Below are 13,903 nucleotides of genomic sequence, written 5' to 3'. Positions count from 1 at the left end.
AAAGTCATCCACTCATATCTGTTTTAAGCAATTATGCCGACAAGGATGTCAAAGATCTATCTTTATTTTCCTGAAAACAATCTTCTACCTATAATTCCTTTATACTAATAGCTACCCCACCACTGGGTGCCAGTTCCTGTCTGAGTTTAGTCTTATGACTTACCGTCCGTGTCTCTATCACATATTCTTTCGGATTTGTCCGCCAATCGGCTTTCTTACCGTCTGCATAAATAACGGCCTGATACTTCTTTCCTTTCGGCAGGAAGCTGAAGTCGATAAGAGCTTCACGGCTGTTTTCATCCGTAATACCTCCTACATACCATTCATTTTTCCCTTTGACCTTACGGGCAATTGTGATGTAATCTCCCGGTTCAGCTTCTAATATATAAGTACGGTCCCAATCAACCGCCACGTCCTTAATAAACCGAAACGCATCCGGATATTTCTCATAATTCTGATACAAATCGGCTGCCATCTGAAGCGGACTGTACATCGTGACATACAGAGCAAGCTGTTTCACCAGTGTAGTACCCAGCTTTGCCTTGTTACTGCCATACACCGACAAATCTCCTTCAAAAATACCGGGAGTATAATCCATCGGACCTCCCATCAGACGGGTAAACGGAAGTATGGTCTGGTGGTCCGGACGAATGCCGTTGAACGATTCAAACTCCGTCCCTCGCGCCGACTCCTGCGCAATCCAGTTGGGATAGGTACGGCATAAACCGGTCGGACGAACCGCTTCGTGCGAATTGACCATAATCTTATACTGAGCCGCCTTTTCTGCTACACGGTTGTAATGGTTCACCATCCACTGTCCGTCGTGATGCTCACTACGTGGAATAATCGGGCCTACATATCCGGTTTTCACCGCATCATATCCGTTGTCTTTCATGAAACGGAACGCATCATCCATCTGACGCTCATAATCTGCCACAGACGAAGTAGTTTCATGATGCATGATAATCTTTACCCCTTTGGAAGCCGCATACGCCTGTAACTCCTTCACGTCAAAATCTGGATAAGGAGTAGTAAAGCTATAGATAAACTCTTTGGCATACGCATAGTTATCTTCCCATCCTTCATTCCATCCTTCCACCAGCACGGCGTCAAATCCATGTTTGGCTGCAAAGTCGATGTATTCTTTCACATGAGCTGTATTGGCTCCATGATGTCCGTTAGGTTTCAGTTGCTTGTAATCAGTCTGTCCAATCACGACATCCTGCGTATCGGTATAGGCCCATGTAGAGCCTCCTCCCGTGAAGTATTCCCACCACACACCAACGTATTTAGTCGGCTTTATCCAGGAAGTATCTTCTATCTTACACGGCTCATTCAGATTCAGAATCAGGTTGGAAGCCAAAATATCACGGGCATCGTCGCTCACAATAATCGTACGCCACGGAGTCACACTTCCAGTCTGAATGTATCCCTTATTTCCATTCTTATCGGGCGTCAAGTGTGCACTCATAAGGTAAGTCTCTGCATCCAGGTTCAAATGCATGGCCGGATAATTTACCAGTGCTGCTTCATGAATATTGATATACAGTCCGTTATCCGACTTCAGCATAAGCGGAGTCTGTACAGCCAGATTCGGAGTCGGTGATTTACAAGCCAAAGGCTCATTACGGGCCTCATCAATTAAAAGAGGTACTTCCGAAAGGCGGGAGGTAGTTATCTGAAATTCATTGGTATCGTAATCAGCCGGAATCCAGAAAGCTTTATGATTGCCAGCCAGCTGGAATTCTGTCAGTTCTTCTTTCAGAGTAAAATGACGCAGATTACTTTGCACGGGGAATTCATAACGGAATCCCAGTCCGTCATTAAATAACCGGAAGCGGATATTCAAGAGTCTGCCGGATTTTTCTTGTTTCAACGCCACCCACAACTCCTTGTGATGATCTCTAATCTCACTGTTCTGCCCCCACACTGTTTTCCAGACCGTATCGCAACTATCTATCTTCGTTTCCACCACACTAAAGTTACGGTCAAAAGCAATCGAAGGACTTATCTGAAAGCCCATTTTGCTTTCTTTTATCACTTCTTTTTCTTTGTATATCAACGAATAGACTGGTTTGCCTTCGTCTGATAGATGAAACTGCATCTTGAAGTTTCCGTCGGGCGAGGTCAATGTCTGTGCATTCACCGTTACAGATGCTGCCAGCAACCCAAGCAATACAAAAATCGTTCTCATCGCTGTATATTTTTTTATGTTCGTCATATCTGTTTTCATATATAACAACCATACAAAAAAAAACACTTACTGCATGACGCATAATATGAAAATAAAATACCCCTTCTATATTTCCGAGAATCCCTTTATCTATTCTCTGTTTCACACTGCGGGATTTGTATCCCACACTGTGAAATATGTATCCCACACTGTGGTTTTTGTATTTCACAGTGTGAAACAGAGAATATGCCACAACAAAATGACTTATATACAGAAAGGAAAAGATGTTTTATCAATATTGAAGCAAAAAAGCTTCCGCACAAGGCAAGAAACGGTCATGTCCTTTCGCATTCAAATGAGCTGTATCGTTTACGCCTTCATTCTGAAAGTAAATCTTGCGGAAAGCATCGCTTTGCGCAAAGATATTTCCCTTACGTGCTGCATCAAAAACAGGAATACTGTAACGCCCGCACACCTCCAATGTCGCATCCACGACTTTCTCGGCTGCACTGCCTGAAAAATTTTTCCGTGTCCAGCAGGTAAAGAAAAACAGCTTGGCAGAAGGATACTTTTCAATCAATCCCTCACACAATATGCCCAGTTTTTCCTTATAATTATCAATACCGATAGAATCGAGAAGAGAAGCATCATTGTGTCCGGCAATGACCACCACATAATCCAATGAATCAGTCATTTCTTTATAACGTTTATACATCGCCTCGCCGAAACGAGCACGAGGCATGGCTACACAATTCCCATTACGCCCGTAATTGAAATATTGCATTCCATGCTTTTTCGCAAACTTATAATGCCATGTATATTCCACCGGCTCACGATGATTTCTCACATAGCTGTCGCCTATGACTCCGATACGTTTTCCATACAACGGATCAGACGACGTACTCACCTGTCCCCAAGCGGTATGGATACATACCCATGCCATAATGATAAAAAAGAATCTCAACTGTTTCATATTGTTATCTCTGTTTACATAATTAATCCTTCCATTCATATACATACAACTGGTCCAATACCACACCCTCATCCAATGCCTGTATAGTAATTCGATGTCTTTGATTCCCCCGTAAAGGAAACTTCATACGAAGTACAGCCTGATTCGACAACACATTTTGTTTCCACTCTTCACTACGGCCATAAGTACGATAAGACACAGGAAGCGACTGCGCCTCATCTAAAGAAACTTGCACGCGCAATTCATTTCCAACCACTGGATGTGCCGGAAGAAGACGGAGTTCCACTTCTACCGAGTCTGCCGGACATCCGTCAAAGTGAAACACCGCTGAGGAGTCTTTTGAAATACCAGCTGCCATACCTTCGTACCCCAATCCCTCGCACGGCAACGGATTACCTTCCATAGCCTCCAGGCCATTCCATTTAAAAAGATAGGAGCGAGTGGATTTCAAAGAATCAGTGGCCAAACTTTTCGGAATCCGTTGATATACGGACAAATTACGGGGTTTATAATCCATAAAACCTTGCCATTTCCCCTGATTGTACCTATGTGTCAGCGATACAATACTGTCGAACGCCTGTTCACTCAATTGCCAGTCAGCCTTTCCGTGACGGGCCAACTGTGCATACAGACATTTCTTGTTCATCTGTGAAGCTCCCTGTACGGGATACTGTACCAAATGAAAATAAGCAGTACGCTTTGTTTCAGGCATTCTTCTGCTCCATATTTCCGCACGGTCTTCAAGAGACTGGTAAAGCGACAATCGCTTCCGGATTTCCCCCTCACTCCAAGGAAGGTCAGCAACGATTTTGTATTTCGGATCTTTCTCTTCGGTTCTTGTATGCCCCATAAACTCCGGTTTACGGATGTATGCCAACCGGTAATGCTCCTGCAACAAAGGTAACAGAGCAGAAGCTGAAACAGTCCCGAACTCCCGGGACAAAAAATGAGAAAGATGCCCGGTAACTCCAGTCTGCTGTACCCGACCGATATTCCAAGCCATATCCATAAACAACTCCGTCTGATATTCTGCCGGCTTAATATCCCCTACATTCAGAATCCACATCTGACGGATACCTTTTTCGTATGCCTGCTTCATCTGCTGATAAAGCAAGTAAGGACTCGCCGTAGAAAGCCACAGGTAATCGTGCGGACGCCCCCAATAAGACACATGATAGTAAATGCCATTCCCTCCGGGACGAGCGGCCTCTTCGGCAGTAGGGAAATGGGTTATATATCCATAGTTGTCGTCACACCACATCAAAGTCACATCCTCAGGCACCTGCAGTCCTGCCTGATAAATATCCAGCACCTCCTTATACGGAATCAGTACTTGCGGCACTTTTGTCAAATCCTTTCCTTTATATTTTGCCAGCATACGACGCTGGTCTGCCAGAATCTCCATAAGCGCCTTCTTCTGTTCTTCCAGTGTCTTGGCTCCCTGCATCTTGCCATCGTGTACACCGCGCATACCTAAGGTGTAAATATCATCCGAATGACGAAGTTGCTTTACGCGCTCCTCCCAGAAAGACAAGACATTTTTCCGGTTGTGTACATAGTCGTACTCCCCCTTTCCGGCCGTTTTCCACTCACCGTTGGTATTGCGCATCATTGGTTCACAATGAGAAGTACCCAGATAAATTGCATACTTATCGGCCATTTCCTTATTCCCTTCAGTAAAAAAGAAAGGAATGGAGCACTCATGCATGGCCGGCCAGAATGTATTGGCCCGCAAGCGAAGCAACAATTCAAAAATACGTGCATGCGTTTTCGGTCCTATCTGCCCTTTCCGCTCAGACGGTTCATAATGTTTCCAGCTCCAGGGAGTCAGTCCCCAATCCTCATCATTGATAAATATTCCCCGATAAGCTACCTGAGGATAATCCAGTTTCCGGAAACCTGCGGGCAAGCGCAATTCCTCTTTTTTTTCGGGTACCGCATCGGCCCACCATTCCCATGGGGAAACTCCCATCATACGAGAAAGTTCAAGCACTCCATAGGCCGTTCCACGCTTATCACTCCCTGCCACAATCAGTCTTCCGTCAGGAAGTACATTTAATAAAAAAGCCTCTTTATGCTCATTGAGCAGAGCTACATCCAGCTGGCGAGTTTCAGCTAACGCTTGCAGCACGGAACTTTCTCCCCATGTACCGACATAAATATTTCCGGTGTTCTCCGAACGAGATATATTTCCAGAAAGTACCGACCGACAATCACGCTTCAACAAATCAAGCGCAACTTTCACTACCGGAGCTTCTGTAGTATCACACACCACCTTCATATTCTGTCCCGATTTCCAGACAAAGTCTTGTGCTGCCCAGCCCATGTGACAAGATATACAAATCAATAAAACAACAGCTAATTTTCTTTTCATACGTATTTTCATAGATGATTTGTCTGCAAAAGAACATATTTCTTACATCTATTCCATATACCCATTGTGCTTTTACATGGAAATTTGTATAAAAGGTTTGAATGGAAGCCGTATATTTCTTAATTCATGTTATAAAACATATGATTCGCTTGTCATTTTCCCAGAAACCCTTACCTTTGCAATGTGTTTTTCATAGTATTAGATTTAAGGTTAACAAAGGTTGGAGTTCAGCGGAACTCCTTTTTTTATGCCCATAGCTTAAAATAAAGACAGAAAGTTCATTTGAATGGACAATTTTATCACTACTTATTCCCTGAATAATTCTATTTTTGAGGTCAAGTAAAACAACCCTAATTCTAACTTTATCACATGAAAAAACAATTATTCTATTGCCTTCTTTCTTGCACATCGCTTTGCAGTATAACAGGTCATGCATTGGAAGTTTCCAAAACGTATGTTCCCAAAAAGAAAAGCATGTACCATAAAGAATGGATTGACTTCAACAAAAACGGCCGGAAAGATATTTACGAGGATCCTAAAGCGCCATTAAACGAACGAATTGAAGACTTGCTTTCCCAGATGACCGTAGAGGAAAAGACCTGCCAGATGGTCACGCTTTATGGGTATCAAAGAGTTTTAAAACCAGTTATGGAAAGACGGTATCGGAGCTATCGATGAGCATCTGAATGCGTTCCGAGGATGGGGTGTTCCTCCAATGCAGAATGAACTGGTATGGCCGGCTTCGAATCATGCCTGGGCACTGAACGAAGTACAACGCTTTTTTGTAGAAGAAACACGCCTGGGTATACCGGCTGACTTTACCAATGAAGGTATCCGGGGAGTAGAAAACTATATTGCAACCAATTTCCCAACCCAACTGGCACTCGGACACACCTGGAACAGGGAACTGATACGCCAGGTAGGTTACATCACAGGACGAGAGGCCCGCTTACTGGGGTACACCAACGTATATGCCCCCATCCTGGACGTAGGCCGTGACCAACGCTGGGGACGCTACGAAGAGGTTTATGGAGAAAGTCCTTATCTGGTGACAGAACTGGGCATCGCCATGGGAAAGGGACTTCAAACCGACATGCAGGTAGCTTCTACGGCCAAACACTTCATCGCCTATAGCAATAATAAAGGTGCTCGCGAAGGATTTGCAAGAGTTGACCCGCAAATGTCATGGAGAGAGGTAGAAAACATACATGCCTATCCTTTTACAAGAGTAATCCAGGAGGCTGGTATCCTGGGAGTGATGAGTTCCTACAATGATTATGACGGATTTCCTATCCAAAGCAGTTACTACTGGCTGACACAACGTCTAAGGGGCACCATGGGATTTAGGGGTTATGTGGTATCCGACAGTGACGCGGTGGAATATCTCTACAGCAAACACAAAACGGCAAAGGACATGAAAGAGGCAGTCCGCCAGAGTGTAGAAGCAGGACTTAACGTACGCTGTACGTTCCGTTCACCAGAATCATACGTACTCCCGTTGCGTGAGCTGATTCAAGAAGGAGAACTCAGTATGGAAACCATTGACAACCGGGTAAGAGATATCTTACGTGTCAAATTCTTGACAGGTCTGTTCGACACACCTTACCAGACAGACCTTGCTTTAGCTGATAAAGAAGTCAACAGCGAAGCACATCAACAAGTTGCCTTACAGGCTTCCCGCGAAGGACTCGTGCTGTTGAAAAATGCAAATAACCTGCTTCCTTTGGATAAATCACAAATCAAGCGTATTGCCGTATGTGGTCCGAATGCCGATGAAACATCCTTTGCACTTACCCACTACGGTCCCGTAGCAGTAGAAGTAACTACCGTACTAGAAGGTATCAAACAACAGGTTAAGGAAGGTACAAAGGTAACCTATACCAAAGGATGTGACCTCGTAGATGCCAACTGGCCGGAATCGGAAATCATTTCTTATCCACTTACCGCAGAGGAAAAAACCGAGATTCAGAAAGCTGTCGATAATGTCAAAGAAAGTGACGTAGCTGTAGTAGTACTGGGAGGAGGCATCCGCACCTGTGGAGAAAACAAATCGCGTACCAGCCTGGATCTCCCTGGCCATCAGCAGCAACTCTTGGAGGCCATAGTAGCCACTGGAAAACCGGTGGTACTGGTACTGATTAACGGTCGTCCGCTCAGTATCAATTGGGCAGATAAATTTGTACCGGCCATTCTGGAGGCCTGGTACCCTGGTTCGCAAGGAGGAACAGCTATTGCCGAAGCTCTCTTCGGAGATTACAATCCGGGAGGCAAGCTGACTGTTACCTTCCCTAAAACCGTAGGTCAGATACCTTTTAACTTCCCGGCCAAGCCTGCTTCACAAGTAGACGGCGGACAAACACCTGGCGTGAAGGGTAATCAATCGCGTATCAACGGCCCACTCTATCCGTTCGGATACGGACTGAGCTATACCACTTTTGAATACAGCAACTTACAACTCTCCTCTCCTGTCATTACCGATAAAGAGCCGGTAACCGTGACCTGTAAAATTAAAAACACCGGTACACGAAGCGGAGATGAAGTGGTACAGTTGTACACACGCGATGTCGTCAGCAGTGTGACCACGTATGAAAAGAACTTGCGCGGCTTCGAACGCGTACACTTGGAGCCGGGTGAAACCAAAGAGGTCAGTTTCCAGTTACTTCCACGTGACTTCCAGCTACTCAACAAAGACAATCACTGGGTCGTAGAGCCTGGTATGTTCCAGATTATGATAGGGGCTTCTTCCGAAGACATCCGACTGAAAAAAGGACTTGAAATTCGAGCTTACGGACAAGCATCCGCTAATGAAATAATAGAATCGGACCCGCGTGACTTTATCAGTGCCAGCAAAAACAAGAGCCATATCCTCCATGTGGTTGACGGAGACTATTCCACTACCTGGAAAGGTGAAAAAGGGGAATACATATCCTTCGAACTGGCAGAAAATGCCAAGGTAGACCGTATCAATGTAGCCTGGAAGAATGCGGAAGCCGGCACACACTACGAGATTCAGACTTCCAGCGGAGGCGGACAATTCCTTCCGGTACAACGCGGAGAAGTTACTCCTAATCAGGAAGAAACCATTCGGTTCAACAAGACAGGAGGCAGTGACCTGCGTATCCTGATAACTAATGGGAGTGCAGAAATTGCAGAAATCAAATTGCCGGAACTGAGAAAAGAGTAACTTTGTCCCGATGAAAAAAAATAACAAAGTTCTATTGGGAATGAGCGGCGGCACCGACAGTTCGGTTGCCGCCCTTCTATTGCAAGATGCAGGCTACGAAGTGACCGGCATCACCTTTCGTTTTTATGAGAAAGATGGAAATACAGAATACCTGGACGATGCACGTGACCTATGCCGTACGCTAGGCATACCTCATCTGATTTACGATGCACGGGAAATGTTTCAGGAAAAAATCATACACTATTTTATTCAGGAATACATGGCCGGACGTACCCCGGTACCCTGTACACTCTGCAACAACTACCTGAAATGGCCCTTACTGCAACAGATAGCTGACGAGAAAGGTATTTACCATCTGGCTACCGGGCACTACGTCAACAAACAAAAAATAGATGGATACTGGTACATTACCTGCGGAAATGATGCAGATAAAGACCAGTCTTTCTTCTTATGGGGACTTCCACAATCCATTTTGGAGAGAATGTGCCTCCCTATGGGCGAACTGACCAAGACCCGTGTACGCGAAATCGCCGCCGCACGCGGATTTCTGAAAGCCGCCAAGAAACGTGACAGTTTAGGTGTATGTTTCTGCCCGATGGATTACCGTACCTTCCTGAAAACTCATGCACCCGAAGGTGAAATCATTCCTGGGAACTTTTATGATGAGCAAGGACAGAAAATCGGGAAACATGAGGGTTATCCGTTTTACACCATCGGACAGCGAAGAGGATTGGGAATTCACCTGAACAAAGCGCTCTTTGTCAAGGAAATCATTCCGCAGGAAAATAAGGTAATTATCAGCGACAATCTGCAAGCACTGGAAAAAAATGAGATGTACCTCACACACTGGAACCTTATCAATCCCGATGTAGTGCTTGGACACGAAGATGTCATTGTCAAAATACGCTACCGGAAACAAGCCAACCGATGCACTGTCACCTTACTGGATGACCAGCGACTGCATATACAACTGCATGAGCCGCTGGCCTCTATTGCCAGCGGACAGGCAGCTGCATTTTATCGGGGTAATATTGTATTAGGAGGAGGGATTATTGAATAATCAACAATCCTTCTCTCTGCATTTTTCAAAGAAATAATCTGTAAAGAAACATGCGTTTCTCTTCATTGTTTCCCGTCCATGTTCCTCGCCCAACGCACTGTTCAGACAAGCATCCGGAAGCATATCGGCATCCTGCAAGGCACAACTCAAATCGTAAGGTATCACATTGGGATTCAATATAAACATGGCAGCCTGCTTCTTGGCTGCTTCAGCATCATAGAATGTATTATCCGGTGAGGAGATACATTCACACAATTGCATTTGAACATGTATGCCGGTATGTGGAGAAACCATCAGCACCAATCCGTGTGCCGCGTCCATCTTCGGCAACTCCATTCCTTCATTATTCTTATATCCCAATTTCTGAGAAAGGAAATCCTGCACTTCTTCTTCTGATTTGCAGAACACAAATTGCTTGCCACCGGATGCTTCCATAAACTCATCGAATGTTTTCTTTATGCCCTCACGTGCGGCAATTCGCTGGTCAATCTCTTCCTTCACTTTCTCCTGGAAATCGGATACAACCAGCATACCGTCTTGCCACCAGTATCCTCCATACTGAACCAGCCGGCAACTTAATATGGTTACTCCTTCTTTACGACCTTTCAAGGAATCCATATTCAAAGAATCTTTCCGAATACCCAGCTGTTCTCCTTCTTTCTTTGACAAATCTTTTACAAACAGGAATTTTTCATCTTCCCCTTCATAAAGATACATTTCCTGAGGAAGAGCTTTTACTTCAGCCCACAAAGCTGTTTCAGGATGACTCTTTCCTATCAAAGCCAACCATTCGACTGATGTCAAGGAAAGTAAGTTCTTGCGTCCTTCAAACAGAATGTTCTGCTTTACATCGTACGACAAAATATGTGGATTGACATTCTGTCCCATTCGTGCAACCGTATCTACCACTCTCTGATATTCACCCCGGTTTTCAAAACCTACATAACTGCAGAAGTGGAACCACTCCAGCACACTACGATAACGCATGTAATCGTTTTCTCCAAAAGCCTCCCCATATAACATCGCATGCAACCGCTCATTCTCTGGAGCTACTTGAAACTCTTCCGACAAATAATCATAGATCTGATTAGCCAGTTCCTCAAAAACCGGATTTTCCGGATTCAATACGCCACCAGCCTGCTTCTCCATGCATTGAAGATAATGCCATAACAGAAACTGCAAATCTTCCGGATTCACTTCTCCCGGATAATAGTCTTTTTCTTTTTCCGAAGTCATGAAAGGAACAAGGCAGCCATACCGCTTACGGCATTCTTCAGAGAATGCTTGCCAAATTCCGGTCTGTGAAATCACATCCTGAAACCAGAGCGTCAAATAAATGGCAATTCCATGCACTGAATGTTCTGGATAACGTCCTCCAACAAAATCCTTTAAACATGCAGCTATCTGATTAGCAACGTTTACATAGTACGTGTCTACTTCATCCTGTCGGTCGTATGGTTGAAATAACATCCACTCTTTTACATATATCTTTTTCATATTACATGAGATTTTAAGTTCTGGAGTGCAAATGTAAAATAATTATGAGAACAAGCAAGCTATCCCAAAGGGACTTATTTATTATTCACAAGTAATTCACAACCTGTTAATTTACACATCATGCTGATAATCAATAAAAAATTAGGATATCAACAATTATATTCACAAGTCTTTCAACAAGTAATTAACCGAGGTGTTTATATTCTATTCTCATAAAAAAATCCTGTCAAGGCTCCTTTTTAGAAGCCCTGACAGGATACTATCGCTATTCTTCAAATAAATTTACTCTTTCCGTTTTGCCTTCAATTCTTCGGCGGGCACCATGCGGTACAAACGATCGCTGGGCCGGATACGGTCGGGCACTTTAAATGACACGTGCACACCTTTCTTCACCACATCCACCGGCTTCAAGTCTACACGAGCCTCATCCAAGGTGACATACATGGCACCGGTAGTAGGACCGGTAATCAACAGTTTATCGCCGACTTTAATTTCTGAGGCTTCAATCAGGAATTCAGCTACTCCAATATTAGAGAAGTACTTGATTCCACGTCCGGCATATACCTTACGCTCCGTCGCTTCCGAACCGTAGTTCTTGCTCCATTCACCCAAACGCTGTCCTAAATAATAGCCGTTCCAGAAACCACGATTGAATACTGTCTTCAGACGTTCATCCCAGTTGGCCACCTTTTCATCGGAGAATGTACCGTCAATGTACGACTGGATAGCTTCCTTGTAGCATTCTACTACTGTACGTACATACTCAGGTCCACGTGCACGACCCTCAATCTTGAATACCCGTACACCCGCTTCAATCATCTCGTCCATAAAATGAATGGTTTTCAAGTCTTTCGGCGACATGATGTACTGGTTATCCACTTCCAGTTCAATGTCACTTTCCTTATCCTTCACCGTATATGCACGACGGCATACCTGCATGCAAGCTCCGCGGTTGGCCGAAGCATTCAGCTCGTTCAGGCTCAAATAGCACTTCCCGGAAACTGCCATACACAAAGCTCCATGGCAGAACATTTCGATGCGCACCAGCTCACCCATCGGACCCTTGATTTGCTGTTCCTGAATGGCATCGTAAATCTTACGTACCTGTTTCAGGTTCAGTTCACGCGCCAGTACCACCACATCGGCAAAGCGTGAATAAAATTTCAATGCTTCTGCGTTACTGATGTTCAACTGAGTAGAAAGGTGTACCTCCTGTCCTACTTCATTACAATAAGCCATGACTGCTACATCGGCCGCAATAACCGCACTGATACCTGCTTCTTTTGCCGCATCCACTATTTTACGCATCAAGGTAATATCCTCGTCGTAAATAATAGTATTAATGGTCAGGTAACTCTTTACTCCATGTTCATCGCATATCTTGGCGATTTCACGCAAATCGTCTATAGTAAAAGTGCTCGCCGAACGCGCACGCATGTTCAAGCTTTCAATACCGAAATAAATAGAATCAGCTCCGGCATGAAGGGCAGCCGCCAATGACTCACGTGAGCCCACGGGTGCCATGATTTCAAAATCTTTGATTGTATAACTCATTTCCGTGATTGTAATATTACGGTGCAAAGGTAGCGTTTTTTCAGGATATAATAAAATTTCACTACCTTTGCGCGACAATATCAAGGCAATGAAAATTAGAAACATAGATTTAGGAGAAAAGCCAGTATTACTGGCACCGATGGAAGACGTCACCGACCCTGCATTCCGCCTGATGTGCAAGCAGTTTGGTGCCGACATGGTGTACACGGAATTTGTATCGAGCGATGCCCTGATTCGTTCGGTAGGGAAGACCATGCTGAAACTGAACATCAGTGAAAAGGAACGTCCGGTAGCCATTCAGATTTACGGAAAGGATACGGATACCATGGTGGAAGCAGCCCGCATCGTAGAACAGGCCAAGCCTGATATATTAGACCTGAACTTCGGTTGCCCGGTAAAACGGGTGGCAGGAAAAGGCGCCGGTTCCGGCATGCTGCAGAACGTACCTAAAATGCTCGAAATAACCCGTGCGGTAGTAGATGCCGTAAAGATTCCAGTTACCGTGAAAACTCGCCTGGGATGGGATGCAGAACACAAGATTATCGTAGAACTGGCGGAACAATTACAGGACTGCGGAATTGAAGCTCTGACCATCCACGGACGTACCCGTGCACAGATGTATACCGGTGAAGCCGACTGGACCCTGATTGGAGAAGTCAAGAAAAATCCGAGAATGCATATCCCCATTATCGGAAACGGTGACATCACTACTCCACAACGTGCCAAAGAGTGTTTTGAACAATATGGAGTAGATGCCATCATGATTGGACGAGCCAGTTTCGGACGTCCCTGGATTTTCAAGGAAGTAAAACATTATCTGGAAGCAGGTGAAGAGTTGCCGCCTCTTTCTTTCAAATGGCGGATGGATGTATTGCGTCAGGAAGTGCTCGACAGTGTAAACCTGCTGGATGAACGCAGAGGTATCCTGCACGTACGCCGTCACTTAGCCGCATCTCCTCTCTTCAAAGGGATTCCAAATTTCAAGGACACACGCATTGCCATGCTTCGCGCAGAAACATTAAATGAACTGAATGGCATATTAGACCATATAGAAGCTACTTTCGGTAAGGAATAATCCTTACCGATTT

Annotated in this window: 7 protein-coding genes and 1 pseudogene; 3 read left to right on the top strand and 5 right to left on the bottom strand. The window is 44.8% G+C overall.

Going from position 1 to position 13,903, the window contains the following annotated elements:
* Positions 1-88 precede the first annotated feature (88 nt).
* The 3 genes from WKT20_RS04155 to WKT20_RS04145 all read right to left on the bottom strand — a co-directional run bounded on the left by WKT20_RS04155 (position 89) and on the right by WKT20_RS04145 (position 5,520).
* Positions 89-2,221 (bottom strand): glycoside hydrolase family 97 protein, encoded by a 2,133-nt coding sequence (locus WKT20_RS04155; protein ID WP_445323260.1) that lies wholly within the window; start codon positions 2,219-2,221, stop codon positions 89-91.
* A gap of 244 nt (positions 2,222-2,465) precedes the next feature.
* On the bottom strand, positions 2,466-3,146 hold the full coding sequence (locus WKT20_RS04150; protein WP_340416878.1) for an SGNH/GDSL hydrolase family protein: 681 nt from the start codon (positions 3,144-3,146) through the stop codon (positions 2,466-2,468).
* Between the two features lie 22 nt (positions 3,147-3,168).
* Positions 3,169-5,520 (bottom strand): glycosyl hydrolase 115 family protein, encoded by a 2,352-nt coding sequence (locus tag WKT20_RS04145; protein WP_445323259.1) that lies wholly within the window; start codon positions 5,518-5,520, stop codon positions 3,169-3,171.
* 369 nt (positions 5,521-5,889) lie between these two features.
* Here WKT20_RS04145 and WKT20_RS04140 point away from each other — a divergent pair.
* Both WKT20_RS04140 and mnmA read left to right on the top strand, forming a co-directional pair.
* Positions 5,890-8,704: pseudogene (locus WKT20_RS04140) on the top strand (glycoside hydrolase family 3 C-terminal domain-containing protein).
* A 10-nt stretch (positions 8,705-8,714) separates the two neighbouring features.
* A complete protein-coding gene (mnmA, locus tag WKT20_RS04135; protein ID WP_118440968.1) occupies positions 8,715-9,764 on the top strand; it encodes a tRNA 2-thiouridine(34) synthase MnmA in 1,050 nt (349 codons plus the stop codon).
* Here mnmA and WKT20_RS04130 read toward each other — a convergent pair whose 3' ends face one another.
* Together WKT20_RS04130 and WKT20_RS04125 are read right to left on the bottom strand one after the other, a co-directional pair.
* On the bottom strand, positions 9,765-11,261 hold the full coding sequence (locus WKT20_RS04130; protein WP_340416877.1) for a DUF3843 family protein: 1,497 nt from the start codon (positions 11,259-11,261) through the stop codon (positions 9,765-9,767).
* Between the two features lie 282 nt (positions 11,262-11,543).
* A complete protein-coding gene (locus WKT20_RS04125; RefSeq protein WP_007560223.1) occupies positions 11,544-12,815 on the bottom strand; it encodes a peptidase U32 family protein in 1,272 nt (423 codons plus the stop codon).
* Positions 12,816-12,903: 88 nt separating this feature from the next.
* Between WKT20_RS04125 and dusB the strand changes: the two genes are divergently transcribed.
* Positions 12,904-13,890 (top strand): tRNA dihydrouridine synthase DusB, encoded by a 987-nt coding sequence (dusB, locus tag WKT20_RS04120; protein WP_118242368.1) that lies wholly within the window; start codon positions 12,904-12,906, stop codon positions 13,888-13,890.
* Positions 13,891-13,903: the final 13 nt, after the last annotated feature.

Origin of the sequence: Phocaeicola sp. ICN-14070 (assembly GCF_037892625.1) — a bacterium.
Lineage (GTDB): Bacteria > Bacteroidota > Bacteroidia > Bacteroidales > Bacteroidaceae > Phocaeicola > Phocaeicola plebeius.
Note: the sequence above shows the minus strand (reverse complement) of the source record. Positions and strands in the feature narration are given on the sequence as shown.